The sequence below is a fragment of the Brevibacillus sp. JB24b genome, assembly GCF_051713385.1.
In the GTDB taxonomy this organism is placed as follows: Bacteria; Bacillota; Bacilli; order Brevibacillales; family Brevibacillaceae; genus Brevibacillus_B; species Brevibacillus_B laterosporus.
Window position 1 is genome coordinate 3997459 of the sequence record NZ_JBNVQV010000001.1, and the last position, 26548, is coordinate 4024006.

General features: G+C 42.1%; 36 protein-coding genes and 1 pseudogene. 4 read left to right on the forward strand and 33 right to left on the reverse strand.

Annotation, left to right across the window (positions count from 1 at the left end; genetic code table 11):
* Positions 1-40: 40 nt before the first annotated feature.
* From ACQV1I_RS18725 to ACQV1I_RS18750, 6 genes are all read right to left on the reverse strand, one after another.
* A complete protein-coding gene (locus tag ACQV1I_RS18725; RefSeq protein WP_116334832.1) occupies positions 41-1174 on the reverse strand; it encodes an ABC transporter ATP-binding protein in 1134 nt (377 codons plus the stop codon).
* Positions 1175-1247: 73 nt separating this feature from the next.
* Positions 1248-2363 (reverse strand): extracellular solute-binding protein, encoded by a 1116-nt coding sequence (locus ACQV1I_RS18730; protein WP_116334833.1) that lies wholly within the window; start codon positions 2361-2363, stop codon positions 1248-1250.
* 418 nt (positions 2364-2781) lie between these two features.
* Positions 2782-3678, reverse strand: a complete 897-nt coding sequence (locus ACQV1I_RS18735; RefSeq protein ID WP_116334834.1) for a GyrI-like domain-containing protein — start codon at positions 3676-3678, stop codon at positions 2782-2784.
* Positions 3679-3712: 34 nt separating this feature from the next.
* A complete protein-coding gene (locus ACQV1I_RS18740; protein ID WP_116334835.1) occupies positions 3713-4816 on the reverse strand; it encodes a C45 family autoproteolytic acyltransferase/hydolase in 1104 nt (367 codons plus the stop codon).
* 82 nt (positions 4817-4898) lie between these two features.
* Positions 4899-5333 (reverse strand): GNAT family N-acetyltransferase, encoded by a 435-nt coding sequence (locus ACQV1I_RS18745; RefSeq protein WP_116334836.1) that lies wholly within the window; start codon positions 5331-5333, stop codon positions 4899-4901.
* Positions 5334-5372: 39 nt separating this feature from the next.
* Positions 5373-5528 carry a hypothetical protein gene (locus ACQV1I_RS18750; RefSeq protein ID WP_018673602.1) on the reverse strand — a complete coding sequence of 52 codons (156 nt, stop codon included), beginning with the start codon at positions 5526-5528 and terminating at the stop codon, positions 5373-5375.
* Between the two features lie 305 nt (positions 5529-5833).
* On the opposite strand from ACQV1I_RS18750, the gene ACQV1I_RS18755 reads away from it, so the two are divergent.
* From ACQV1I_RS18755 to ACQV1I_RS18765, 3 genes are all read left to right on the forward strand, one after another.
* A complete protein-coding gene (locus ACQV1I_RS18755; RefSeq protein ID WP_116334837.1) occupies positions 5834-6382 on the forward strand; it encodes a hemerythrin domain-containing protein in 549 nt (182 codons plus the stop codon).
* Positions 6383-6670: 288 nt separating this feature from the next.
* A complete protein-coding gene (locus ACQV1I_RS18760) occupies positions 6671-7606 on the forward strand; it encodes a helix-turn-helix transcriptional regulator (RefSeq protein WP_116334839.1) in 936 nt (311 codons plus the stop codon).
* A 79-nt stretch (positions 7607-7685) separates the two neighbouring features.
* Positions 7686-8468, forward strand: coding sequence for a zinc ribbon domain-containing protein (locus ACQV1I_RS18765; RefSeq protein WP_116334840.1), 783 nt, complete (start codon positions 7686-7688; stop codon positions 8466-8468).
* 61 nt (positions 8469-8529) lie between these two features.
* On the opposite strand, the gene ACQV1I_RS18770 is transcribed toward ACQV1I_RS18765, so the two are convergent.
* The 5 genes from ACQV1I_RS18770 to ACQV1I_RS18790 all read right to left on the reverse strand — a co-directional run bounded on the left by ACQV1I_RS18770 (position 8530) and on the right by ACQV1I_RS18790 (position 13662).
* A complete protein-coding gene (locus tag ACQV1I_RS18770; protein WP_116334841.1) occupies positions 8530-8910 on the reverse strand; it encodes a MaoC/PaaZ C-terminal domain-containing protein in 381 nt (126 codons plus the stop codon).
* Positions 8907-9725 (reverse strand): TrmB family transcriptional regulator, encoded by an 819-nt coding sequence (locus ACQV1I_RS18775; RefSeq protein WP_018673607.1) that lies wholly within the window; start codon positions 9723-9725, stop codon positions 8907-8909. The genes ACQV1I_RS18770 and ACQV1I_RS18775 overlap by 4 nt, the downstream gene beginning before the upstream one ends.
* 237 nt (positions 9726-9962) lie before the next feature.
* Positions 9963-12140: an acyltransferase family protein gene (locus ACQV1I_RS18780; RefSeq protein ID WP_116334842.1), complete on the reverse strand. Its 2178-nt coding sequence runs from the start codon at positions 12138-12140 to the stop codon at positions 9963-9965.
* Positions 12133-12276, reverse strand: coding sequence for a hypothetical protein (locus tag ACQV1I_RS18785; protein WP_201747430.1), 144 nt, complete (start codon positions 12274-12276; stop codon positions 12133-12135). The genes ACQV1I_RS18780 and ACQV1I_RS18785 overlap by 8 nt, the downstream gene beginning before the upstream one ends.
* 657 nt (positions 12277-12933) lie before the next feature.
* On the reverse strand, positions 12934-13662 hold the full coding sequence (locus tag ACQV1I_RS18790) for an alpha/beta fold hydrolase (protein WP_116334843.1): 729 nt from the start codon (positions 13660-13662) through the stop codon (positions 12934-12936).
* Positions 13663-13853: 191 nt separating this feature from the next.
* Between ACQV1I_RS18790 and ACQV1I_RS18795 the strand changes: the two genes are divergently transcribed.
* Positions 13854-14360 carry a DNA-deoxyinosine glycosylase gene (locus ACQV1I_RS18795; protein WP_116334899.1) on the forward strand — a complete coding sequence of 169 codons (507 nt, stop codon included), beginning with the start codon at positions 13854-13856 and terminating at the stop codon, positions 14358-14360.
* A 318-nt stretch (positions 14361-14678) separates the two neighbouring features.
* Here ACQV1I_RS18795 and ACQV1I_RS18800 read toward each other — a convergent pair whose 3' ends face one another.
* From ACQV1I_RS18800 to ACQV1I_RS18905, 22 genes and pseudogenes are all read right to left on the reverse strand, one after another.
* On the reverse strand, positions 14679-15107 hold the full coding sequence (locus tag ACQV1I_RS18800) for a GNAT family N-acetyltransferase (RefSeq protein ID WP_116334844.1): 429 nt from the start codon (positions 15105-15107) through the stop codon (positions 14679-14681).
* A gap of 254 nt (positions 15108-15361) precedes the next feature.
* Positions 15362-15547 carry a hypothetical protein gene (locus ACQV1I_RS18805; protein ID WP_018673612.1) on the reverse strand — a complete coding sequence of 62 codons (186 nt, stop codon included), beginning with the start codon at positions 15545-15547 and terminating at the stop codon, positions 15362-15364.
* A complete protein-coding gene (locus ACQV1I_RS18810; protein WP_116334845.1) occupies positions 15548-16273 on the reverse strand; it encodes an N-acetylmuramoyl-L-alanine amidase in 726 nt (241 codons plus the stop codon). It abuts the gene before it with no gap.
* Positions 16274-16288: 15 nt separating this feature from the next.
* Positions 16289-16555 (reverse strand): BhlA/UviB family holin-like peptide, encoded by a 267-nt coding sequence (locus tag ACQV1I_RS18815; protein WP_018673614.1) that lies wholly within the window; start codon positions 16553-16555, stop codon positions 16289-16291.
* A 132-nt stretch (positions 16556-16687) separates the two neighbouring features.
* Entirely contained in the window at positions 16688-16816 is a 129-nt protein-coding gene (locus ACQV1I_RS18820; protein WP_018673615.1) for a CD1375 family protein, read from the reverse strand.
* Positions 16816-16980, reverse strand: coding sequence for a hypothetical protein (locus ACQV1I_RS18825; protein WP_187350172.1), 165 nt, complete (start codon positions 16978-16980; stop codon positions 16816-16818). The genes ACQV1I_RS18820 and ACQV1I_RS18825 overlap by 1 nt, the downstream gene beginning before the upstream one ends.
* Entirely contained in the window at positions 16977-18419 is a 1443-nt protein-coding gene (locus tag ACQV1I_RS18830; RefSeq protein WP_438769649.1) for an Ig-like domain-containing protein, read from the reverse strand. Before ACQV1I_RS18830 ends, ACQV1I_RS18825 begins: the two co-directional genes overlap by 4 nt.
* Complete coding sequence (locus ACQV1I_RS18835; RefSeq protein ID WP_116334846.1) at positions 18420-18695, reverse strand: hypothetical protein; 276 nt, start codon at positions 18693-18695, stop codon at positions 18420-18422. It abuts the gene before it with no gap.
* Positions 18695-18976 carry a hypothetical protein gene (locus ACQV1I_RS18840; protein ID WP_116334847.1) on the reverse strand — a complete coding sequence of 94 codons (282 nt, stop codon included), beginning with the start codon at positions 18974-18976 and terminating at the stop codon, positions 18695-18697. Before ACQV1I_RS18840 ends, ACQV1I_RS18835 begins: the two co-directional genes overlap by 1 nt.
* Positions 18976-19563: a putative phage tail protein gene (locus tag ACQV1I_RS18845; protein ID WP_116334848.1), complete on the reverse strand. Its 588-nt coding sequence runs from the start codon at positions 19561-19563 to the stop codon at positions 18976-18978. Before ACQV1I_RS18845 ends, ACQV1I_RS18840 begins: the two co-directional genes overlap by 1 nt.
* A complete protein-coding gene (locus ACQV1I_RS18850; RefSeq protein ID WP_116334849.1) occupies positions 19560-20387 on the reverse strand; it encodes a baseplate J/gp47 family protein in 828 nt (275 codons plus the stop codon). Before ACQV1I_RS18850 ends, ACQV1I_RS18845 begins: the two co-directional genes overlap by 4 nt.
* A gap of 86 nt (positions 20388-20473) precedes the next feature.
* Positions 20474-20626: a CD1375 family protein gene (locus tag ACQV1I_RS18855; RefSeq protein WP_201747431.1), complete on the reverse strand. Its 153-nt coding sequence runs from the start codon at positions 20624-20626 to the stop codon at positions 20474-20476.
* A complete protein-coding gene (locus tag ACQV1I_RS18860; RefSeq protein WP_116334850.1) occupies positions 20620-20844 on the reverse strand; it encodes a hypothetical protein in 225 nt (74 codons plus the stop codon). Before ACQV1I_RS18860 ends, ACQV1I_RS18855 begins: the two co-directional genes overlap by 7 nt.
* Positions 20844-22094 carry an Ig-like domain-containing protein gene (locus ACQV1I_RS18865; RefSeq protein ID WP_438769984.1) on the reverse strand — a complete coding sequence of 417 codons (1251 nt, stop codon included), beginning with the start codon at positions 22092-22094 and terminating at the stop codon, positions 20844-20846. Before ACQV1I_RS18865 ends, ACQV1I_RS18860 begins: the two co-directional genes overlap by 1 nt.
* Before the next feature lie 363 nt (positions 22095-22457).
* Positions 22458-22610 (reverse strand): annotated as a pseudogene (locus tag ACQV1I_RS18870) (S24/S26 family peptidase); the annotation flags it as partial.
* Between the two features lie 39 nt (positions 22611-22649).
* The gene (locus ACQV1I_RS18875; protein WP_116334852.1) at positions 22650-23270 is read right to left on the reverse strand and encodes an integrase; all 621 of its coding nucleotides are present in this window, start codon (positions 23268-23270) and stop codon (positions 22650-22652) included.
* Positions 23263-23562, reverse strand: coding sequence for a hypothetical protein (locus tag ACQV1I_RS18880; RefSeq protein WP_094700875.1), 300 nt, complete (start codon positions 23560-23562; stop codon positions 23263-23265). Before ACQV1I_RS18880 ends, ACQV1I_RS18875 begins: the two co-directional genes overlap by 8 nt.
* Positions 23556-24107, reverse strand: coding sequence for a hypothetical protein (locus ACQV1I_RS18885; protein ID WP_018674084.1), 552 nt, complete (start codon positions 24105-24107; stop codon positions 23556-23558). The genes ACQV1I_RS18880 and ACQV1I_RS18885 overlap by 7 nt, the downstream gene beginning before the upstream one ends.
* Positions 24104-24919: a baseplate J/gp47 family protein gene (locus ACQV1I_RS18890; protein ID WP_094700874.1), complete on the reverse strand. Its 816-nt coding sequence runs from the start codon at positions 24917-24919 to the stop codon at positions 24104-24106. Before ACQV1I_RS18890 ends, ACQV1I_RS18885 begins: the two co-directional genes overlap by 4 nt.
* A complete protein-coding gene (locus ACQV1I_RS18895; protein WP_116334853.1) occupies positions 24907-25335 on the reverse strand; it encodes a DUF2634 domain-containing protein in 429 nt (142 codons plus the stop codon). The genes ACQV1I_RS18890 and ACQV1I_RS18895 overlap by 13 nt, the downstream gene beginning before the upstream one ends.
* Positions 25336-25590 carry a hypothetical protein gene (locus ACQV1I_RS18900; RefSeq protein ID WP_116334854.1) on the reverse strand — a complete coding sequence of 85 codons (255 nt, stop codon included), beginning with the start codon at positions 25588-25590 and terminating at the stop codon, positions 25336-25338.
* A 2-nt stretch (positions 25591-25592) separates the two neighbouring features.
* Positions 25593-26540, reverse strand: coding sequence for an XkdQ/YqbQ family protein (locus tag ACQV1I_RS18905; RefSeq protein ID WP_116334855.1), 948 nt, complete (start codon positions 26538-26540; stop codon positions 25593-25595).
* Positions 26541-26548 lie beyond the last annotated feature (8 nt).

Genomic DNA, 26548 nt, shown 5'->3' on the forward strand with positions numbered 1-26548 from the left:
AGTAGCCCTTAAACTGGCACGAATTCATTGGTTGAGTACATTAGTAAGGCTCTTTATTAGTAATAAAATAAACACTGGCTTTCGGAATAAAGAAGGAAATCATCTCTCCTCGCTGTTTGATTTGACTGCCCGCATGAATAAACAATACTTTCAAATGTTGTTTGTCGCCTACTTTACAAACATACGTCACGCTTGCCCCTGTAAATTCAGAGATGTTAATTTGGCCATTCATCTGATTCGCTCCGTAGACTTGTGGTTGGTCATTATCGTCACCCTGGATACTTTGCTGATCACTTACGACCTGTATAGCCTCTGGTCGAATGGAAATAGATACCTTGGTACCCTTTTTTACACTCTCTCTATTTGATGAATGCTCACAATACCCTGTCACAAACAAATCAGGTTCTACCTGCACAGTTGCTTCATCCCCATCTATCTGCACAACCTCCCCTTCCCATAGATTTGTTTCTCCAATAAAAGAAGCAACAAACCGATTAGACGGTCGATTATAAATATCTTCTGGTGTACCGATCTGTTGCACTTGACCATTTTTCATCACCATGATGCGATCGGACATCGACATTGCTTCGGCTTGATCATGAGTCACATAGATTGTAGTGATACCAAGCTCCACTTGCAGCCGTTTAATCTCTATGCGTGTCTCCTCTCGCAATTTGGCATCCAAGTTGGATAGGGGTTCATCTAATAATAAGATCGATGGTTCAATAACTAAGGCTCTTGCTAGAGCCACACGCTGTTGTTGTCCTCCAGATAATTGATCGATTCGCCTGTTTCCATATTCGTCCAAATGTACGAGCCTCTGAGCTCGCTCTACTTTTTCTTTGATTTGCCTTTTGGTAAGCTTGCGTACCTGTAAACCAAAGGCTATATTTTCAAACACCGTCATGTGGGGGAAAAGGGCATAATTTTGAAACACCATACCTGTATTTCGCTTATGTGGCGGAACGTATGTCATATCAGCATTAGCAAATAAAATACGCCCTTTAGTAGGATAATAAAAACCAGCGATCATACGTAAGGTAGTGGTTTTTCCGCATCCACTTGGTCCAAGAAATGTGAAAAACTCACCTTGTCTAATCTCAATGTGGACGTTTTGGACTCCTTTTGCTTTGCCAAATGCTTTTGTTACATGCTCTAACGTGACTCCACTCAACTCTCTTCCTCCCCTCTTTTTATGCAGCATGCAAAACAAAGGATGGCTCACATTTCCAGACTGCTGCTAGTGACTATTTCTTTCCTTTTCCCTTGATATTTTCATCCCAATATTGCATCCATTCTTTTTCCTTATTCCCTATGACCTGCCAATCAATCTCCAATGGTCTTAACTCAACATCTTGTAGCCAGGAAGGTAGGTTTTCTTTACTGATCGTGGAGAGTGTGGGAATTTGATAGTACTTTTCCGCCATTTCAATTCGGATCTTTTCATCAAATAAGAAGTCATAAAATTTCTTAGCGGCAGCTATGTTTTTGGCACCTTTTACGATCGCCACGCCATCTACTAGAATTGGTGCACCGCTGGCTGGATACATGTAATCAAACGGCTGCTTTTTTGTTTCCTTTTGAATCATGATATCTTGTAAATTCCATAAAGATATTGCTCCCTCTTGACGAGCTAGCTTCAAATATAAACTGGTAGGATCTTGCGCATATTCCTTTGTATTTGCATCTAATTTTGCCAGCCATTCATGGCCCTTTTCCGGGGTTGTTACACCCTGTCGATACATCATCGCCGAATAGATTGTGCGCATTGTACCTGATTTCAAAACGCCACGAATGATAATCTTGTCCTTATATTTTGGATCAAGTAAATCGTCCCAATCCTTTGGCGCTTCTGCTTTTGGTAACATCTCGGGATTGTACATAATGACTTCGGGCAATAGCATTTCTCCATACCAACGATCCTGTGGGTCTTTATACAAGGCTGGAATATTATCACCGAAGGGTGGTTTGTAGCTCTCTAGCAAATCTTCCTCAGCGGCAGTCAGCAAGCTCGATTGTGTACCTCCCCACCAAAAATCGGCTTGTGGATTCGTTTTTTCTCCTCGGATTCGCTCTAGAATTTCCTGCGCTCCAATTGTTAAGACATCCACTTTTATCTCAGGATGAGCGCTTTCAAATTTGGGAATAAAATCGTCTACAACGCTCTTGTCACGTCCCGTGTAAATCACCAGTTGTTGTTGGGAGCCTTGCTTTGTTTGTGATTGTGACTCGTTTCGTTTAGCTGAATCATCCGTACCTGCTTGGGAAGAACAGGCTACAAGTGAGATTAGTAACGCCCCCAGTAGAAATATCTTTATCCAGATTTTTCCTCTTTCCACTATGGTCTGCCTTATTTTGTGCATGCCATCTTCTCCTCTCACCACATTATCCTGTTACTTTTGGACTTCCTATTTAATTTCCAAAACAGGTTCACCATTTTTCTCTGTCCAAATTAGCTTACAAGCCTGCTTCTGTTTCCTGCATTGATATCAAACAGACTGTTTATTCCGACTTTTCAAAAGGATATTTCCTGTCCTTTTAAAAACAATGTCGACTTACCACCGGATGATTTGTAATGATTACTATCAAAGTATGGATAGGACTTGTGAATTATGCTTGTATTTTACTAAAATGCATTGATTTTCATTTTATGTAAAGCTAGTAGAACGATCTGTCATACTATCATCTCTAAGACAGTATTTTCCCAACACAAAAAATCGCAAGCAACTACCCTGCCTGCGATGTAACATCATTTCATTTCTCTTTATTGTATGAGGGAATTCATCTATTTCTAACGGGAATATATAGCAAAATAATAGAATCTTCGTCTTCTATGTGCGTGAATTCGGCCCCATATACCTCAAAATTGTCTCGTGCATCAAGCTCAAAGTCTACACTAGGAAACCATGTCCCCCAGATATAGTCGTAGGTGCTTCTCAGTTCACTGCCTGGTCCTTGATGACGAAAAACAGCATATTCACCAGGCTGGATTGTGTGAGCGACCATGCCTTCTGGAACTTCTACAATCTCCTTTACTTCAATAGCCGCTACACCATAAAAGGTAGTCAGCTCTGTCAAATGATTGAGTGAAAGCGGCACTTCCGCGGTACAGATTCCGTATCTCACCTCAGGATTACAAATCATTTGCTTATTCGCTATCTCCCTTTCTCGTTGGAAATATCGTTGCCAGATTTGTTTAAACTGATTTTCATGCAGATTATTGATCTCTTTAACGCCAATAACCAATCGTTCTGTCTTAATTCGTTCAAAGCTGGGTTGCAGGCTAATCTGCTGCAAGCGATGCTCCAAGCGTTTATCAATCAGTGGCATCTTTTGTAAGGAGATTGGTTGCAATCTTTGTTTACGGAAAAAATACGGTGACACACCAAACTGCTTCTTAAATGAACGACTAAACGAAGCTTGGGAATCAAACTGGTAGTCTAGTGAAATTTCTAAAATAGATCGCTCTGTTTGTAAGAGACAAACGGCGGCCTCTGTAAGTCTTCGCTTCCGAATATAATCACCGATTGTCTCGCCCGTGCATTCGTAAAAAATTCGATGAAAGTGATAGTAGGAGAAGTTCACCAGGCGGGCGACCTCATCTGCTTGTAAAGGCTTATCTAGGTGCTGTTCCATGTAGTCAATTGCCACTTCAATTTCTTTGTCATAGGATGCCAAGCCTGGTTCTCCTCTCTTTATCACACTGTTTTTTCTACCAAAAATTAGCGGGAACAATCCCTTGAGGAAGGGCGACCTCAATGGTTGGAAAAGCTAGCTTCCCTCCCACAGACAACGTATGCCAATCGTTGTGAAGAGGGGAACCATAACAGACTTCTATCGTTTTTGCCGTTACATCAAAGAGCATAGAGCGTAACGTCCCAAAATACTCCTGATAATAATGCGTGCTTACGCCCTTTGGATATTCACTGTTCAGTAGAGCAAGTAAATCTGCCTTCTCTACCATCGCCTCTTCCTGAAGCACGCTTTCTAGAAGCTGTTGACGAATGAGCGAGTTATGCATGCTATGTGTAGAAGTATGTTCCAATTCTGAAAATAACACATGGTTGGTTGCAACCAGGTAAGGAGTGTCGCTCTCCTTTCCTATTTTCTTAATCGCAATGTCACCATCCATGATTTCCACTAAAGCCGCATTTTCATTTGGATCTGCTACTAATAGGTTCACATTTGACACAATGGGCATCTCGCGCAGTCGTTGTAAGGCTTCGTCCACATTGCGACATTGTTCCAGTACGGTTCGAATCGCGGTCCAGAATTGTAGACCCTCCCCTTTTGGAGAACGCAAGCTTGGATGAATCCCTACTGGTTGACCGCAAGCTGACATCGTGATGCATAGACCCTGATCGTTCATGCCTTCCATTCGTCCAAATGATAAGCCGCTAAAACCCGTATGTACATATCTTCCCTGTATGTGAGTTGAACATAGTCTCATGTCGTCTAAGTCAGGGGTAAATTCGTAATTTCGCAATACGTACAGATGGCCATCCCGCATCTTAGCCGGAAGTACAACAGAGTGAGTACATCCAGACACAATGCAGCTTTCATGTAGATAGCGCAAACGATTCATCGGCATCTTAGCTTGGCTGCAAAAGGCTTCAAGCTCTGCCCAAATACCTGGAGAATACTGTTGAAGCATCTGTTGCTGAGTCCATAGGCGCTGATCTGAAATCGCATCCTCCTCCTCTAAAAAATAAACCTGATAGATGTAGGGGATGTGGCGCAGTATTTCGGCTTGTTGCTCGCCAACTTCTTTATTTGTGCCTTCTAGGTACGTGAAATAGCCTTGTCTGGTTTGCATAAGATTTCCTCCTTGAAAGTAACATGTGATGTATTGTCATTATAGCGAGGAGGAAATAAAAAATTTTGATACTTTTTGCTGTTTACATCAAGCTCATAATAACATTGCGTTCCCGAAACCCAAGCTTTTCATATAACGCCTTCGCTTGGTTAGCTACATAGACATTTAGTCTGATTTCGGGATACCCTTGTTCTTTTAGCCTCTGAATGGCTGCTTCCATCAGTGGTGTAGCATATCCCTTTCCACGAAACTCAGGCATGACATAAAGCTCAAAAATATAACCGAGCTCTGTGTCAGTGAATTGCTCGATGATACTACCAGCTAACACCCAACCTACGATTTGCTCGTTCTGCTTGCCTACTAGATACCAAGCTCCTTTTTCCAGCAATTTATGAATTGGCTCCTCAATTTTTTCGAAATCCACATCGATGTGACCCAAGGTGCCTTCCAGCAGGGCCTGCGGTGTCTTTTCATATAAAAACTTCAGATCCTCTTCTGTTGCTATTCTGATTTCCATGGTAGTAGTCTCCTTTGCTTTCATAAAGTGATGTACGCCTTACTCCTTAGGTAAAATAACTAGAATGAACGTAGCAATAGGACCTCCTAACAATGACAAGACAAACCATGCAAGACCCGATCGATTTTTCCCTTGGGCAAGTCCAGCATTAATGAGGGCAAGCGTCCCCCACCCTACTATGTACTCGTTATTCATATGGTTTCGCCTCCTTTTCCATAGATTAAAATCTTGCTCACATACAAATCCGCACGTTACACATTTCTATTGTAACAAATTTTCTGCAAATAATAAAAAACTAGTGCTAATTGCGCAAGAAACAGATTACTTACGGAAAAGTAAAACAGTCTAGTTCCGCTACTATTTCTACTGGCTTAGCTCCTTGAATCGTTATCTTCTCGAATTTTTTGAAAAATACGTGATCTGAATCACACCGTTTGTTCATTTGTTTCGATAGATTTACTATTGTAAGAAATCAGAACGAAAGATGAGTTGATACGCTTATGAATACTCCTGTATACAAACCACAGTTGGACATGACAGATTGGACTACATCCGATCAGGAAAAATACAACAAATTGATTACGATCATCGACCCACACCTACACTCGTTTGTCGCTGAACATGCTATGCTGGAAAACTTGATGGATAAGGTACGAGAAGGTTACGATTTGGAAGTATATCGCCTCGCTTTACAAGAGATAAAAGAAGAATTGGAGCATCATTTTCTGTATGAGGAAACATTCATTTTAGGCAAGCTACAGAACCACATCGTTGAAACAGAAGTAGGTCCCATCGCAAAATTAGTACAAGACCATGTGGTCATTCGTAAGCATTATAACGATGCGAAGGAGCTGTTTGAGCAAGAGAAAGCGAAGGAATGCAGTGAATTGTTAATGCAAAAAATGAACTTCTTAGCTTACCTTTTGAAAAAGCATATTGAAAAAGAGGATCATTATATTTTCCCATTAGTAAGCCTTGTATTATCAGAGGAAGAAAAAAGAGCAATCGCCGAAGAAGTACGTCTGGCAGATTTACAAAGACAAGCCTAGTCATCGTTTCTATCTAATATGGAAAACTAGATAACTGCTATCATATCCAAAAAAGCACGTTCACCCTTACTCGTAAGCTGTGACCGTGCTTTTTTTGCTTCATGTGGTAATATGGTAAGTTTATCTGAGACAAATACAAAAAAAGCCACAAGGAAAGCTATTCTTTCATACCGAACTGTATAAAGAATCAGTCGACTACGAAACAGCCTACCCTGCCTCATGAAGGAAACATGAAATATTTTTTTGTCATCCATCACTTTTTTGTAGAAATGGAGCACATACATCCAGATGAAAATAGACCGCTTACTTTCTATCATTATTATCTTGCTAAACCGTAATCTCGTACAAGCGAAGGATTTGGCTGAGCAATTTGAGGTGTCTATTCGAACCATTTACCGCGATATTGAAACGATTAATCAAGCCGGTATTCCTATCGTTACCTATCAGGGAGCGAATGGAGGTATCGGTCTAGCTCAAGGGTATCGGCTAGATCGTCAATTGCTGACTAATAACGAGCTCGCCACGATCGTCACCTCGCTACAGAGCCTCTCGACCATGGGCAAAAGTGAGAGTCATCAGTTTTTAGTAGAAAAAATTACTAGTATTATTCCACATTCTCAAAAAGAACAATTTCATTGGAAAACGCAGCAATTTCTCGTTGATCTCTCACCTTGGGGACAAAACGAAAGATTGGAAGAATCCATTCTAATCATTAGACAGGCAATTGAAGCAAGTCATTTATTAAGCTTCACCTATTCGAATGCACAGGGGGAACAGAGTGACCGAAATGTCGAGCCTCATATTCTTCTCGTAAAGGGTCGTTCCTGGTACTTGTACGGCTTTTGCAAAAACAAGCTCGATTTTCGCCTGTTTAAACTATATCGCATGAAGAGGCTCAACGTACTTGATACAACATTTACCAGACGAAATATTGAGGTAGACGAGCTTCCATGGGTACAGAAATGGAATGATCCTACTCAAATGGTGCACCTTATCTTACGTTTTGCCCCAGATTCTCGTCATTTAGCTGAAGAGTACTTTGGTGTAGAAGAATTATGTGATCAAGCTGGGGGGTATGTAACCGTATCCGCCTCTTTTCCTGAAGATAATTGGCTCTATGGATTTATTCTTAGTTTTGGACCTTCTGTAGAAGTAATAGAGCCTGAGTCTATTAAAGTTAAAATAAAAGAATTAGCAACAGCCATCGTTGAAAAATATGTATAAAACGATTGATCGAAACCTGACAGATAGTTGTCAGGTTCCACCTCTTATACTGTTAGTAAACCAAGAAGGAGTGATAGAAATGACAACTACCTTTTGCCAAAGTTGTAGCATGCCTCTTCATGAAGAAGTGTTAGGTACAGAGCAAGACAACAGCAAATCACAGGAATATTGCTCATACTGCTATGATAAGGGGGCGTTTACTGCACCAGACTGTACAATGGAGCAAATGATAGAAATATGTATTCCCCACATGGTAGGAGATGAAATGAGTGAGCAACAGGCCCGTACAATGTTAACAGGACTATTCCCTCAGTTAAAACGTTGGGCACAGGAAAATAATACGACAGGCTCCCAGCAACATCTTGAAAAACCTCGACTCGTTCATCTTGAAGAACTTACGATTTCTGGAATCTCTGCCCGTACAACCAACGCTCGTGAGCTGGCTGGAAGTGGTGTGATCAGTGGGTTGTGGGATCGGTATTTCTCTGAAAATATAGCTGAGCAACTGTCTTCGGATAGTCTATCCAAGGACATCTATGGTGTCTATGCAGATTACGAGAATGGAGCAATTGGGGAATACACTAGTTTAGTTGGACACAGAATGGCAGAAAAATCGGCGATGACTAGTTCAAACATCACTACAGTCACATTACCTGCCGCTCAGTACGCTGTCTTTACTTCCCGACGCGGTCCTTTGTCAGAGGTTGTCATAGAGGCTTGGCAATTCATTTGGGCGTGGTCCATGAATAGTGAGCTTCGTCGGACATTCACTGGTGATTTTGAACACTACGATGAGCGAGCTAGCAATCCTAATGACGCTATTGTTGAAATATATATAGCTGTTGATGCCCCACTCCAATAATAACTCAAGCAGACACGTGAGTAGCTTCCTTCTCAATCGTGCCTGCTTTTTTATTTTGTCCTCATTCTGCTTCCCCTCGAATAATACCGTGACTGGTTCCGATTAGTACTTCTTTTCCTACTTGATTGTAATATACAAACGATAACGCTACTTTATCAAAGCCCTCCATAGGCGTAATTTCATTGATTGTTAGCTCACAGGTGATCGTATCCCCCGTAAACACCGGACGCAGAAACTCGTTGTTAAACTCCCTAGCAATGTAGTGGAGATCACCACCTATTTTTGTTCCAATACTTGCTGTTAATAAACCATGTACCATGAGCCTACCTTGTTCGTCACGCTCCATATGATGTCTACCTTTGTCACCCGTAATCTCTGCAAAATGGAGTGTTTCTTCCTCCGTAAAGGTTCTTGTCCATGTTAACGTATCTCCCGGTTTCATAGGGTCCCTCCTCCTTTATAGCCTGTTACTACATGAGATAGATCAGGCCGATTACGCCAAAGCCGCTCTACCTTATCAGCCCCGTATTCTCGCGTAACTTCTTCAATCATGATGTCGTGTCTTACATACTCGGTAGCTACGAGCACAAGTGCTGGGTTTCTTGTTTTAATAGCCCATGGGACACCACGTTCATTAAAGTTGGCAATAATAACTTCTTCCCCATCTCTCGCTGCTATCGTTAATTGCCCTCCCATTCTCTCTTGCACAACTTCTGGTGACATATAGTTGTGGGGAAAGGTGTAGCCAAGACTTACTCCCTCAGCACCAAACACTATCGAAAATACCGAAATATCACGACTGACTGCCTGTTGGATTTGCTCATATAATTCGCTTACTTGTGGCTCCCAAATGGATAGCCACAGCTCACTTTTCGCCTGATGAATCGTATCTGACAGCTCTTGTATCACATGATCATATCCACTCAGATGCATAATCACATCAATAGCAGGATCTTTTTCCAATGTCTCTAGTGAATGCTCCAGATAATGGATGGTTTCCTCCATATTATTTCTCAGGCGTTCCAGCATCTGCTTAGCAGGAACAGGCGCATATTTAACTGGATCAGTCGGTACCAAATAAGCGGCTCCTCTGTCGATCAATTTTCCTAGTACCTCATAAATCATGGAACGCGGAACCCCTGAACGTTTGCTCACTTCGTATCCAGTGGCTGGCGCTTGCTGAATCAAACTAACGTAGGCCTTGCTCTCATATTGGGAAAAACCCAGCTTATGTAGCTGACTATAGATCGTCTCCACTGCTTCGCCCCCTCCTTTGCCCAAAGATAAAAGTGGTAGTCACAATACTTATTAGGAATCATAACCCTTTTTTCCTGTTTACAAGTATGAAAAATAAGCATTCCAGCCACAATAAGTGCTTCCATCACGCTACTGATAGCTAGAAATTTTCCTGATCGTACAAAAAAGCCTCCTTTCATGTACAGGCAACAATAGTTTAATTCCCGTTCAGTAAAAGAGGCTTTATTGTTTTATCATTTACTTGAGTACATCAGATAGTAAGGCAGCAAATGCCTTCGCTCCATCTGGCTCCAGGTGAACACCATCTGGAGAGAAGTAAGAAGCCTTGCCTGCGCTGGCTGCGTACCAATCTACGAGTACTGTATTGGGATGACTGTTCGCTACCTCTGCTAGTGTAGTGTTTACTACGCCTTCCCACGGACGTGGAACACGAGTGTTAATGAGAATGATCTGCTTCACATCTCCAAGCGATTTCAATAAGCTCTCCAATTGCTTCTTGGTAAATGCTCCATTTGTACCAAGCTCAAGAACAACCCGACTTCCAAGCTTCCCTCTCTTTTTATATTGGGCTACTAGCTCAGGGGTCTGGTGCAATTGTCTACCAATTTTGGCATCAACGGTAATCCCTGGCAGTAGCGTTTTCAGATGTGGAGAAACATCTAGCATAATGGAATCTCCAAACACTGTGATTCCTCTTCCTGCTTTGGTAGAAGACTCCTTCTTCTCTTCTGTATCTGCCTTAGAAGATTTCTCTATTTTTGAATCGTTTTCCTTCGATTGATGAGCAGTAGAATCATCTTTGTCAGTTTCTGGAGCTGACGAGCCACTTTCGTTTTCCTCAGAGCCTGTTGTTTGCTCAGCTTCGTCCCCATTTGTTGTGGTATTAGGTGGTTTTTGCTCCGTCTTTGTTGGCTTTTGCTCTCTATCAGCAGTAGATTGCGTAGCGCTATTTTTTTCGCTCGTTTCTCGTTTTATCTTCTCCTGCTGTGAAGAATTATTTTTTTGTGTTGATGTTGATGTTTCTTTTGTTTTGTCTGCTTCTGCTGTTTTTTCATCCGCTTGCTCAGGCGTGTCTGCTGAAGTCATGTCTTCTTTTTTCGGTATAAACAGATTCGCTTCCTCAACATTTGGTTGTTCAGCTAGATGCTTCGTCTCAGTGTTTATCGTACTAGCTGTTGGAATGGCGCTGGCTGTCACATTCCCTCCCCATCCTGCTATCGCAATGCAAGTGGAGCTAAAAGCCAAAATAGCAATCATAGAAACAACCCAGCGTCCAAACATGACAAATCTCCAGTGTCCATCTTGCATTCGCCGATATTTGGCAGGTTTCACAAATGAACCACGACGAATCGGTTCCTCAACCAAGCGCAAGGATAAAGCGGCAAGCGCAATGGTTGCTCCGATCTGAAATATGGCCTTAGGAATGTCCGTTCCATTAGTATGTATGGTGGGTGTGCTCAGGACAATAATCGGGTAGTGCCATAAATACATTCCATACGAACGAACGCCGATCCAACGCAATGGCTTAGCTCCCATTAGCTTGCCAAAGCTACTCGCCGGATGCGCAATCACTGCTACGACTACAGCTGTAGCAATCGACAACAATACAAGACCGCCTTGATACAAAAAGTCCTCATATTGATTGGTATACCAAATCATCCAAAGAATGGTTGCCAGTCCTGCTATCCCTAAAACCTCAAGGGTAATGCGTGCGGGAAGTGAGACCTTTTCAGAGAGCTTGGAGCTAGGCCAGATCATTGCAAGTGCCGCTCCAATCAATAGCCCAAACGCCCTCGTATCTGTTCCGTAATAAATACGGCTGGGGTCAACGCCTGGCTCATATAAAAGGGCCATAGCGAAAGCGGATACAACCACTCCAGCTAACGTAAGACCTAGCAATTTACCTCGACGTGGTGTATTTCGTAGCCCCACGAGTAACAATAACGGCCAAATGAGGTAGAATTGCTCCTCAACTGCTAAAGACCAAAAATGACCAAAAGGTGAAGCTGGACCAAAGCTTTCAAAGTAAGACACCTCGTGAAAAACCAGCCACCAGTTGCTCACATAAAGAAGTGCTGCTACAATTTCGCCTCGCAATGCCTGTAGATGAGAGCGATCAAATAAAGCTAACCAAACAACTACTGCTATTAGCATGACTAGCATAGCCGGCAACAATCGCTTCGCTCTCCGAATCCAAAAATCCTTTAGATCAATTTTTCCTCTCTGTTTCCACTGTGATATCAATATATCCGTAATCAGGTATCCAGATAGCACGAAAAAAACTCCAACACCCAGCAAACCACCTGGTGCCCAATTGACATTGAGGTGATAAAGAATGACAGCGAATACGGCAAGCGCACGTAATCCATCCAGTCCCGGCATGTAGCGACCATGACCTTGAAGCGGTTTAGGCATTACGTCCACCCCCATTGCCGTTCTGTTTTTCCTTCGTTGTGGATGTGTTGTGCTGTGTTGTTTTTGGCGTTATGTCATTCGCTTTTTCTATCCATCCTCTACTTCTGTCTACATTCTTACCTGTCCCGATACCCATGATGCACACTACCCTTTCACTATCCAAATCATACTGGTTTCTGATCTCTTCCTCATTCGTTCGTTGTATTCGGCGTCTTCATTCGCCATATGTAGACAAAAACAGTACTCATATGTAGACAAACAAACAGCCAAAAACCAACAAAATCTGCAAAAGGAATGGTTCTCTATGCTATGGGCTTACCCTATTCTGATACCCCATTCCCTCCTGATCAAACAACAATAACTACCATGATTATAAGACGCTATTACCAGTAAATCGTTACAAAAAATTTACGATTTTACAGTTTTACAATTACAGTGTTTTTCCCTCATAATGCAAATAAAAAACAGAATTTTCCACAAATAATTCGACAAGTTACACGAACTCTCAAGAATTGATTATGTTGATTTTTTCTTCACTTGTAAATAGTTGTTTATTGGTGATTTTATTAGTATAAAAATTATTTTTATCCTTTTAAGGCAATAAAACTCTTTTATGTTATTTATATACTTTTACGCTATTTACATGCTTTTATATGCTCATTCCTCGTACTTCCTGTAGATTGTAAAAAAAGACTACCAATAGCGGTAATCTCTCTCCACATTATTACTTATTCGTGTAACTCTACTGACATTAGTATTTCGTAGCTTATATTGCGTTAAAAGGCTAGAAACCTTACTGTAAGGCAATCTGTTTGACAAAACCCTTCAGAAGCTCCTGTAAGCTTTCCGGCTGTTGTAGCCATATATAGTGACCAGCTCCCTCAATGTAATGTAACTGCGCATCCTTTATCAACTTAGCGATTTGCTGGATAGGCCAGCTTGGTCGGATATCCTCATCCCCATATAAAAAGTATGAAGGGGCTTTAATCTCGCTTATCCTACGTAACAGCTCTGGTTCCTTGATAAAAGCTCTCCAGGAATCAATAAGAGATCGATGTACCTCCTTATTGACAGGGTAATCTAGCATGACCATTTGTTCTTTATTCTCAGCAATACCTTTTTGATAAACTGCTTTCCAATCACGGTCATTTTGGACGCCCGTCCCTGACATATATACTAGTCCATATACTGATTCCGGGTAATAAAGTGTATAAGCCAGAGCTAGGTCCGCTCCCCATGAATGACCAACGATTATCCATTTTTCGATCTGATAATATTTACGAATCTCCTCTATATCTGTTAGACATGTCTGTAATTGGCAAGCATCAGTATAATTAGATCTTCCGCATCCACGTTGGTCAAAACGTATGACCTGAGCCAGATCACTGAGCATATCTGCTACAGGCTCTAAGTAATCACAGCATCCTGGGCCACCACTGCAAAGAAGAATGGGAATTCCTCCTCCCTCCCTTTTGGTCCACAAGGAAAGCGAAGATTGATCAAGCCGTATGTATTGTTCCATAATATTGTTCCTTTCTTTGTCTAGATAGGAGTATTAATCGTGATAGAAAAAAGATTATCGTGCTAACTTTGTTATGATAAAGAAAATCAAAGGCTTTCTTCTCTCTTTTGTAATCGGAAGGGTAAATTAATTATACTAGTAAGAGAAGAATGATTTTTTTACATCTGTCCCTACAGAAAGGATTTTGCCTCATGCTTCAATCTTTTCCACCCGTTATTACTAAATCCTGTACACTCCTAGTCCTTGGCAGTATGCCTGGTGCCGTCTCATTACGCAAACATGAGTATTATGGAAATCCACGTAATCATTTCTGGCCCATTATGTATGAACTATTCCAAGAACCTATTTCCGAGTCCTACGAACAGCGTCTGGCGTTTTTATTAGATAAAAGGATTGCCCTCTGGGATGTTATACAAAATTGCGAGCGGGAAGGTAGTCTCGACTCAGCGATCAAACAAGAAAAGATTAATGATTTTGACAGCTTATATGAACAGTATCCAGCTATTAAAGCTGTATTATTTAATGGAACAAAAGCTTATCAAAGCTACAAAAATTATCGTGGCTTTTCAGACGATCGTCTCTATCTGACATTACCTTCAACAAGTCCTACACCTAGTCGTTACATAAAGACCATGGAGGATAAGCTTGAAAAGTGGCAGATTGTACTGGAGCTTTTATATGAGAAAAAGGATGAGTAGAAACAAGAATAATTTGTGTGTTTTTCATGTAGTTTGATTAGGCAGATAAATGAATATGATTTTCTATTGCCGCCATCGATTTGTGGAATGGCTGGTGGAATGTCTCGCTAATGTCGCTAGCACATTATACTAGTAAAAGAGAATAGGGAACAGACGCAGAGCTGTCACTACATTCAGCTCTGCATATGAGTATAGGGATATTGTGTGAAGTTAGATTACTTTTACTCTTTTTCTGATTAGTCAGGAATCAGGTATACAAAGGCTCTACAGTGATACAAATTCTCTTTGATCCTATAAGAATCGAGCGCTAAAGAACCGTTATCTACATGTGGCTCCTACGCTCCACTGCCAAAGGTTACAGCCTTTATTCTGACCTTTACACTGCCATCCCTTTATAGAATAGTAGGTATTTAAACTGCCCTGAATGGGACAAAGCACCTCGATAGGATAATCACCAAGGTTTTGTAGCATGCTATACAATAATCCCTTACCCCGATAGTTTTTAGCAACTGCAAATTGATAAAGCGATATAGTTTGTGTAGATTTTTTAGGATAAAATCGGAGGGCTGCGGCAATCACATCTCCATCTAACGCCACAAGCACTTGGTTTCTGCGGACTGCTGCTCTAGCCCCATCTGGACATAAGTATTCACGATTTGCAATTGAATCAGAATTTTCAGTGATATTCTCATAAAAAAATAGTGCGATCTCTTGGGCCATCAGCGGATGCGGTAGTTTTATTTGCATATGTACCTCTTTATGGAGAATTATAGGATATATCAGAATGTATGTTCTTGTTTTTATTTTACAAAAGATAGAACCTGGTTGCAAGTTTTTCGAGAGAGAATTGCTTATTATCGTCATGAAAAAAATGCTACCTTTATTCCCTAATGGTACCTGAAGAAACCAAAAAAGCCTCCCAGCTAAACATTCTGCTGGAAGGCTATACAAGTTCAACTCAATTCATAATGATATAAAAAAATATGATAGAGTGCATGATTTTATTGTTGTTTTTCTCTTCTATTATTTAAAAACACAGCAATAATAGCCACCACGGCCGAAACACCGTTCGCAATGGCATTCACCTGTTCATCTGTAATGATTTGGTAGCCTAGTGTATCAGCTAGTAGCTTGATAGAACCAACTATCCCAGCAACCAGTAACGGTATATTTCCTTGTTCCTTCACTCAGGCACCCGCTTTCAGATAGTTTGCCATATTTTTAATGAGCTGGGTAGCGTAATCACCAACCACAATTCCATTAGGGACGGCATTCTGTTTCCAATAGTCAGGAGAGGTTATGATTTTTGCCTGTACTAAAGCATCCACAGCCAAATCAAAATCATCGCTAGGCTCTTCAATAGCAGGAGAATACGGGTGACCAATATGCCCACAAAAAGCCTTGATCACTGCTTCCGCATAGCGTTTCCAATTGTCTTTTAGTTTTTGTGCATCCCCAGCATGATCAATAAATCCATATTCCATAATGATCGTGTCTACTGCACCTGTTTCACGATGCATGAAATAATAGTCTCGCCCATCTGCGCCTACTCGTGTGTAGACTCTACGGAATTTTTGCCCCTCTGCTGCAACTGCTTGAGCAAGGGCGTTTGCTAGTTTATTGGTAGTGAAGATAGAGTGAATGGCTTCCACACCTTCTCCGCCACCTGAGTTGATGTGGTTGGAAATACAGTAGGTGGCCTCGCTTTGTTTGACGAGCGTAGTACGCTGGGATGGGGTGAGTGTGGTATCTGTCGTCCGAGTGATAGCAACGGGAAGATGTAACTCCCTGCACCTTTGTAGCTGGTACAAGCTAATTTGTAGCGTCAGATCCTTCTCCTGCATCTGATTCCCAATTGCACCCGGATCAGTTCCTCCGTGTCCTGCATCAATCATTAAAATCGGTTTCGCCATACGCATATCCTCCTTTTATTCTACCTTTTCTTTTAATTCTTGCAGTTCCATTTCCAAACCAGATAGGCTTCGTTCAATCTGCTGTAGCGTTGACGTGTTTCGCTCCAATTGAATCACCATGCGTTCGTTGTGCTCCATGAGCTTAGCCTCGCGTGCCTGAGCCTGTTTCACTAATCGAGTCTCGCGGTCTCTCCCCTCTTTTTTGGTAGAGAATAACAGCCAGACAAACAGAGCAGCAAACGGACCTTGTTGGAGCAATGCGTTCAGTACGCTCTCTTCCATGCCATTTTTCCCTCCTTGACGCATTTTGTGTAAAAGAAAGAGCACCTTCATTATCGAAGATGCCCCGACTGGGTGAGAATTTCCTGATTTGAGAAAATAAAAACGCCTTACTCAACATGAGCAGGCGTCCCTTTATTCCTCGTTTTGTTTCGATAGATACTCAGCTACGGGAATTTGATAATCTTTGGGGAGAGAATCGATGGAACGTCGCTTCGCTTTGACAAGCAATCCATAGACGGGAATCATGTATTCTTTGACCATTATTCTTCACCTCCTTTCCATTCATCGAGTGCTTCTTGAAGAGTAGTTATTTTTTCATAAAGCTGTGCAATAGCTTCATAGGCTACTACCAGCTCTGGAGACATTTCCTTCTGCTCACGATCAGCTTGGATCTGAGATAATGCCTTTGGTTTAGTTAGGATCAATCGAATGCACCTCCGAATCCTCTTACGATAACAGGCTCAGTTGCCGTTCCTTTGGTGAAAGAAAAACGTAAGCTAACGCCCCATTTTTCCGCTGTTTTTTCCTTGTTGGTGAAGATGAAGCCTCGGTTGAATTTGACGAAATTCGTTGCGTCTTCCCATGTTGGTAACTCATCGAAAGCGTTATTTGAGACTTCAACCCTGTAATCAGCTCCCGATGGAACGGTTGCATCGATAGTTACCAAAATACGTTTAGCAGCAATGTCTGTTGAGAATGGTTTTTTCAAATGAAACGATAGTCGCTCTGCCGTTCTCCGAAAAGTGAATGCTCTGGTAGATGTCATACCTTTGCTGTCTTTTGCTTCTATAGTGATAGTGTGACTGTCGTTTAAGGAGAGACTTAGCCATGTGACTTGTGGGATGGTCACGGTATTTTCCTTGCTGTCAGTCCCAGCGAATGTGCGGATAACTTTGCCGTTGATTTTCTCCGTGATGGTAAACGCGTCACCCTCTGGCTCTGTGACTGTGTAATTCTCGGAAGGGATAGCGCTTAATACGCCGAGGTCTACATTTTGTCCGCTGATAACGGGTGGACGGTTGTGGACGACTCGGAACTTGCGCGTCACTTCGGTTGATATACCACCTTGATCATCTTCTGCCCAGATGGTTAGCGTATGATCGGTGTTTTCGGCTAGGTCAGAGCCTGTGAGATCGGTGGTGCCGTCATAAAGGCGTTTGGTTCGGAAGGTTAGCGTTTTGGCAAAAGAAATAGGCGTGCTACCGTTGGATACTCCGGATTGCAACGCCCTTGTGGTGCCGTTGTTGATGCGGTATTTTATTGTGACTACGTTGTCTTTGTCGGTGTCGGATGCGGTGCCCTGGATGGTTAGTGTAGCGTTTTCGGTTAGGGTTTGGTTGTTGGGTGGAGACGTGAGTACGATAGTCGGATTAGAGTTATCGGAATACTCGATAGTTACCGTATATTGATAGTAATAGGCATAGGTTCTCGTATCACTTCCAGGTTTAGTTACTGTACCACGATATTTTTGCGTATATTGATAAACCGCTGTGGTCCCAGGTGAACCCCATGCAAGGAATCGATCTGGGCTTCCATCCTTACTGAGATTTCCGCTATATCCATCACTATTATAGGAAACGCTACTTGGAAAAGAATAACTTGTCTGATTTGTTGTTTTTTTCTGAGTAGTAGTTACCTCTTTACTATCAGGCGGTGTATAGGTGCCACCTGTTTGAATCGTTCGTGTGTAGGAACCTCCTGAGAGAGTAAACGTTACAGTCGAACCATTTACTGTATAAGATACGGTTCCTGTGTTAACTTTTACAGATGTAACGCCTTTTAATCCTGGTATGGTCAAGGTCTGCGTTTGCGAACTGGATGTCGATTCGTTGAATTGTTTTACTTGTTGTTTTATGGTTGCCATCTACAAAACCACCAGCCTTTTATTAGCCTCGTCATACCAACCTTCTGTTAACGTGATGTCATTAAGCGTTGCGAAGTTTTCAAAGAACACGTTATCCGTGAAGTTGTTAAACACCGCATCTTTTATCGTCTTGACGTCAATCTGCAAGGCCGAAATAGCCACGGTGTGCTGATCCAGTAGCTTGTGTGCATCGTCTATTCCTTTTTCCCATCGGTTAATATCCGTTTCCATGACAGGATCGTCATAGTTCCAATCTAGTTTAGGATTGTAGGGCATCAGGCTTTCGCTCCTCTCACTTCAAATTCAAATCGAAATTCTAAAGATTGATCGCTTAACACATCCACATTAGCCGTTCTTCCGGTAATAAGATTGCCTGCCTCATCCAGTAGTTTTAAAGAGGATACTTTCGTGATTCCGATCACTGGTTCTGTTATAACCACAATCTTACTTCCCTCTGTCTTGGCAGACCTTAATTGGACAGTTTGGTTGTTTACGATCAAACTTGAGGCTCGTTTCGCTAAATCCTCCGCAACTCGTTCCAAATAAGCTTTATCCATCAAATCATCACCTCGTCTTGATCTTTAAGAGGAGTCATACCAGCTCGAAACTCATGTACCCTGTGGTAACGTCTCTGCTTGATCGTAATGCTTTCACTAAACACAATCTCGTCTGACACTGCCAACTGCGGCATAAATACATGCGGAACCCGCTTTCGCTTATGAATGTCATACACCCAAGAGGCTACATCATAAATCGACCACAGAGGAACCGAGATATAGAAATAGCCTGTATCTGGGTTTTCCTCTATGAGAACTTGATAAGCTGCCTGTTCTTTGATAAAAAGCTTGGTAATACTACTTGCCAGCGCTGGCGTAAAGGGCAAACGCTCCCGATACTTTGCCATTACGCGGGCACGTCGCGTCTCATAGGAATCACCTTGCTTGGGAGTAACCTGAAACATATACTCCCAATACGGTAGTCCCCATGTAACTGTAGTGATCATCATTTGCCGTTCCAAATCTAACTTGTGAGCCTGTTGATACTCTCTCTCTGCTTCTCCTGCCTCAAAATGGTGCACCGCTACCTGATTCTCATACCAATAGGGCGGTAACACAATCCGATATTTTTCTGGGATCATCGTCATGGTGTATTCACCGTCACATTTTTCACAATCGGTATGGTTGAAAAAGTGAAGTCGATATTTTCCTGAGCATGATTGAGCAAAACATCCCGATAATCTATCACACCAGCTACCTTAAACAAGCGATAGATTTCAGAATAAAGGATCTTCTTGCTCTGCTTATTGATATATTCCACAATGCCAGCTTGTATCTGCTGCTTTATTTCATCTACAGATGCAGAAGTCTCCCACTCTAGCAAGTCTCCGCTGATTGTTACTTCCAATGCTTTCGCAGCTTGAACCACTACCTTGTCGTTTAAACTATGCTTATCTAGCTGTGCTAGATGCTCGGTTACTGTTTTTACTAACGCTTCGTCGGCAGGTTGGCCATTCTGGTCAGTTAACGCAATATGGACTGTGTTTGGTGCCTCACCCCAGATAAACAGCTCGCCTACATTAGGTACTTCCTTCACCCAGCGCTTGTAATCATACTCAGCGCCTGATCCCTCCTCTTCCCCAGCCTTGGCAATCAAGCGCTGGCGATACAGCTCGTCTGGCTCGGCAGTCTTTCTTTTCACATCTAAAAACACTCCCCATGCGTCCAAAAACTCCTCATCCGCCCATGGTAGATACCATTGCAAAAATCGATATTCGTCCAATTGTTGTTGCTCAGATATTTCTAAAGCGAGCGGGTAGTGAAAATCATAAAAGATTTCACCTTCTTCTGGGGAAGGTGGCGTCTCACCACGGGCCTGAGCTAGTTCACTTGCGCGATTATACATCCGTTGGTAGATCTCTTCTGCTGTTTCGCGTAACAGGGGCATCTCTGGTTTTTTTACCTCTGGCATCTCTATCACCACCTTGTTAATTGGAGAGCCGTATAACCGACTCTCCCATGAAAAAACGCCTACTCATTACGCATGAGTGGCGCTTCTTACTTCTTATTACCTTGATCTGCTAAGAATTCTGCCACTGGAAGCCTGTATGCTTCAGGTAGAATTTTTTGTGCGTTTTTCACCGGTTCTATTGCCCATTCGCCTGACTTTACTAGGTATGCATAGACAGGGATCATGTATAATTTCACCATTTTTTCTCACCTGCTTTCATTGAATTCACTTCATCTTCCAAAGCTAATATTCGATCATTTAGCTGTTTTATTGTCTCTAGTGACGATACGTTCTGCTTATCCAACTGTACAATTGCCTCCAGAATAGATATCAATTCCTCAGGCAATAGAAATTGATGCCCAGGTGTTTCTACCACATTACCAAGTGTCCCGTCTGGGCTTCTTTTTATATATTCCACTAGCTAATCACCCCCACTAGCATGACGGCTGATTCATTTGTGCTCGTATTGGTCCTGCTCAATGTAAGCTTGAACATAGCGTCGGATTTTGCTGTAGTTACAGCTCCAAGCAACTCATCCTCTGAAATTGAAGTAGTAAGATCAACACTTTCCTTAGTCATAGCTGTATATTGCTCTGGCTGTCCCTTATCTACAAAAGATGCTTCAGCATCAACAACAAGATTGCCTTTTTCTCTCTTTAGCCAAGCAAGTATTTCTCTAGTTGATCCTTTCGGTGCTAAGATTTTATAACGGGCAACAGCTTTCTTCATGGGTGTTTCCGTTACGGTGTTGTTGATGTTAAATGTCTTTACTGTATAGGCTCCAAATTGATCTGTAGCCGTTATGGTTACAGTGTTAGCCCCAGCTTTAAGATCACTAACTTTACATGTATAAGACCAATTTCCACTTGTAACACCATTAAGTAACGTTCGTTCTGTACCGCTGTTGAGCTTTGCCTTTACCGTGAGGGTATTTCCGTCGGGATCGGATGAAGTACCTGAGACAGTAATAGAATCCGGTGGTATCAGACCAGATTGTACAGCAGGGAAAGTATCAACAGTAATAATGGGAGCCTTATTGTGCTTAACGGTAAAAGTACGGGTGACGACATCAGATTTACCACCTTGGTTATCTTCTGCCCATATAGTTACCGTGTGATTGGTTCCCTCTGCCAGTAATCCTGATACATCTATGGAGCCGTCGTACAGTCTTCCACCCCGGTAAGTTAGTACCTTGGAAAAAGAAAGAGGCGTGCTACCGTTTGATACTCCGGATTGCGCCGCCCTTGCCGTTCCCTTATTGATTTGATATTTAATCGTGACGACATTACCGTTGTCAACATCTATTGTATTACCCGAAATCGTAAAAGTGCTTCCTTCGGATATTACAAGATTATTTACAGTTGATATATTTAGTGTCGGAGCACTATTAAACCATCTTGATTCGACTTCGCCTCTTATTTGGAAGATTACACCCAGATTATTTGTACCTTTCATTTGTTTATAGCTTACCGCAAAGTTCCAACCGTATTCTGTATCTCCTATTGAATCTCTACTCCAGAATTCAAAACGCTTACCGATATCCTCTTTTTTTATAGGTATTCTTCTTGTAATACTACGAGTACCTGCATCCACCGTAGTCGAACCGATGTTGTACGTTCTATAACCATTCGTTAAACCGAAGATCCAATGTTTCCATCCTGTGTACATTTCATCGGCTTTATACTGTATATAATAGAAATCGTAACGTTCATAAGGATAGCTACTGCTATTGTAGCCATCTATAAATTTAATGTAAGTGTCTAGATATACTTCATTCGTCGAAGTATCAAGGATGATTTTTGCACTGTACGTTTCTGTTAGATTGGGGCTTCCTCCATTTCTTAGATCAGGGGTTACTGTAACTCTTGCACTAATATCTTCTAGGAGAATTTCTGCAGCATATACCTTCTCCAGATGTCCACTAATAGGAATGTCTGTACTTATAGAAATTCGGCCAAGTATACCTGTTTTTGCTAATTCAAAATCATTTGATAAGTCCTGATTGTCTCCACGTAACCAATCACCGACAACCCGTTTAACAACAAGCTTTCCTCCAACATCGGCAACAACCACATCACCCTCCGTGTATGCTTCGGATACTAATTCAACAATATCGCCATCAAATAACGTTGGCTCCATCGATCGACCCTCTACTTTATACATTTGATCACTCCCTTCTGTAAACGTTCGCTTTCCGAAGAATTCCTCATACTTACAGCCCTCCTATGCCTGGGTAATTGCCACAGTATGTGTATTCCAACCACCGATTCTCATCTTCTGCACAGTTGTATCACGATTCACCGTTGATCGTGCGATTATAGCTCCTTTTTTGTAGCTGTTGACCAGCTTAGAAAGGGTTATCTTCCCTGATCCAATGGCTGTGATAGTCTGATTCTCAAAAGCTACATCATCACAAATCGTAACTTCTTGTCCAACCGTGAAGCCTGTTGTGGAAGCAACAGAAATAGCCACAGCAAAAGCACTAGAGGATAGAGCTACGGTGGCATAGGTTTTCGTCTCATCCAATTGTAAAACAGGGTCTATTTGCCCGTCGTAAGTGTCTGCAAACCTTGCCTGTGCTCCGGATACTCCTCGGCTATCAATGTCTAAATGTGCTTCAATACGGGAAATACGGCGACTCGCTTTTTCAATCAAAAAGTGAGCATTATAAATCCCGTCTTCGATGTGATTCAATCGAATTTCGTCTACAGGCGTACCTGCAATCTGTTCCCACGCAGGGACAATGGAAACTGTGCCGTCTTCATTTTGATGAAAGTTGTATGTGTTGGGGCGATCAACAAGACGGTTGATGTGGAGCTGTTTTTCATACGCCAAATCATTCACCTGCCTTCCATTGTAGTTCGATTGGTATGCTAAGAGTTATTTCACGGTTAGGTTTCTCCATTTGCAAGCGATTTTCCCAAACTACCTGTCCGTTGACATCTTTTACAATACATTTCGTTACTATTCCTGTCATGGAGGCTGAGATACGGATCAAAAAAGTAACTTTATTAACACTTTGTCGTATTTTCAATAAACTAACAGGAACGATTTTATCATCCAGTTCTACCTCTGCCGAATAAAAAGCAGATTCCAAGGCATTAGCCTGTCCCTCTAATAGATGGTCAGTTAGCATAAATCATTCTCTCCTCCGCTAAAAAAAGCACCACAATCCCTTTTTTGTGTTTCATAAAACTTTGTCGGACCTGATGTAAAGGTGATCCCTCCATAACTACTTGCAATGATTTTCTCTTTCAGAACATGAACAGGTCGTATTTTTTCAAAATCAACTGCTAGCTGCATCAGATTTATTGATCGATAACCTGAGAACTCAAATAGGATTTCCTTATTAGTGAAATCCTCTGTAACTTTCTTTAGATCTCCTGCCATTCTGCCTAATACGTACAATGTATCTAATGTAAAATTGGCTTTTGCTATATTCTTTTTACGTATCTCTTCTCTTCTTTCTTCTACTGTACCGTTCCGTTTGTCTCCAAAATATATCCAATCCCATATATCTAATCCAAAAGTTGCATAAGGCAAAAGATACTGATTTCCCAGCTCTTTTATTTTATTGTTTTGAAACAAAATCTCTTCTTCTGTTGACACCAAGTGGAGCCTAGCCACTTCGTTATCATACCAATATGACGGTAATTGCTTGCGATATCGAATAGGAATCATAGTTCAACCACCAAATTAACAAACGGTACAGCTTTTATTGGTTTACTAAGATTTTCTGTTCCGTCATTTAGGGTATAGTTTGAATAGTCTTTTACGCCATCAACCCAAAATAGTGCACCTAGCAAATGATAAACGATGCAAGTGCTGCCTTTTATATATTCTTGAATTCGATTTGTAATAAGTGAAGTTATCTCCGATCTCTTCGATACATCAGCTAATTGAAGCTTTACCCTCACATTAAGGTTCAAAATTTCAGCAGGAAAACATTTTAAATCATGACCTGCAATACGTTTTGGCTCCAGTTGATTCTGTAAGAGAGAAGCAAATTCTAATGTAACAGGCTGACCCTGCAAATCAGTCAGATATAAATCAATCGATACATCATGACGCTCGTGTTCAATGGCAACTGCGCCACCAACTCCCTCCACTTCTAAAGCCCACCTTATATAGTCCTCTGCGCGTCCACTTCCCTCCTCAGTTCTCTTTTTATGGAGAATTCGTTGCCGATAAGCTTCTGTTTCCTCCCCCTCTTTACGGTCTACTCCTTCTGCATATCCATGGGCATCCAGAAACTCTCCATCACTCCAAACCACAAATGCCTGTAAGAGACTATATTGAGATAATTGTTGTTGTTCCGAAATTTCTTTTGCTAACGGATACCAAAAATCGTAAAAAATCTCTCCTTCTTCCGTAGCAGGAGGAGATTGTCCATTTTCTCTTGCATAAGCAATCGCACGATTGGCTATTCGCTGATAAATATGATCTGGGCTTTCTTGAAGAATCGGCATTTGCGGTTTCTCTAACGTTTCCAAATATCCACCACCACCTTAGTCTTTCCCCGTACTCCTTCAATTTCTAGCCTCAGGACAATCCGATTGTCTCTATACTTAATGTCCAAAACCTCTGCTCGTTCAACCTCTGAATGAGCTTCCAGCGCATCCTCTACATCACGCTTGATAAGAGCCAAGGGCACATGCTTTGGCAGCTTTCCAATATGCTCAAAAAAATCTACCCCAATCCGATCACTGTAAATCGCATATTGGAAGCGCTTGGTATGCAGAATTTTTTTCGCAATCTCTTCCAAATACTCCGCATAAGTACTGGTCTTTACATGTCGACCATCTGTTCCTTTGATAAATTGAAACGTAGTCCAATCCAATTTATATGTCCAGGGGATCGGGGAAGTAGCCTCTGTCAGCTCCACATTACTCTCTAAAGCAGGAAACATTTATTTCACCTCACCCAGTACCAGATATTGCCCCGTAGAACACCGCATCAGGGCATAGGTCGCCCCCAGTTGAAGTTGTGTGAATAGCTCATTCTTAAAAAATACTAAATCATCCTCCACCTCTTTTAATGGCGAGGGGTCCTGATCTAGCTTAATGACCACTGGGGCATCATTTTGTAGGGTACCAAATTCGATCTGGGTATCACTAATGCCACTTCTTGCTTGGGTAAACAATCTATTAATCGCTTGTTGCATCCCTATCCTCTCCATTCCAGTTGTAAGTCCATCACAAACTCCCTGTTTTTCCACCGCGTATTGCAGGAGGTCACGATCCAACTGCTTTGTTGTCCATTTAGCTCCTGAATTTTCACCAGCCAGCCTGCCCGCAATCTAGCAATGAGTGAGTTTGTGTGACGAACGGTTATGGAGCGTGTTCGTGGTATTTTAGCTAACGTAGCAAGCTGCTTGGACGCCAAAGAGGCGAGGTTCTTCTCCTCACCTGCATCAATGATTTTCTGCATCCGTCCTACCTTTTTCATCAAATCACTATGTTCCTTCGTGACTCTACCTGCCACCCGATCTCCTTCATAGCGTTCTACTGTTACTGCCGTGTACACTTCCTCCAGGCTTTCCCCCGTAGAGCTAGCCTCCAGCATGTTAGCTTGAAACACAGGGACATAAGGATTGTTGCCCTCCGCTAGCACGAATAGCTTATCTCGTTCATGCTGGATAAAATAACGAAGTCCTGTTCGTTCAAAGGCTCTCTCCGCTATATCGGTGAACAACGAAGTATAAGGCTGGGAAGGGAGCCGTTCCTTTATGGTAAATCCAAAGGCTGGACATTGAAACGAAATGCCTGCCCCCTTCATAATCTTCTCCAGCTCCTTCCCTGCATCTCCTTTTACATAGGGTCTTGAGCAATCATTTTTTTGTAAATACCAGGAAAGCTCATATGCAGTCCCGCTCACATCCTTCGTCTTTTCGTCCCGATTCCATTCCACTAAGGGCCCGTGAAAAAGCTGCTCGCTCTCCTTTAACTCATGAGGAAACATCATAAGATAGCCAGCAGCAGCTAATACCGGGGGATTGCGCAGTTGAATCTGACACGACTGAGCGATCTGTCCTCTGGAAGAAGACCAGGAAATATCCGTCACGGCTGGTGTTAGTTCCAGTCGGGTAGCATCTTTTCCATAAATGACACGCATAGCCGCTC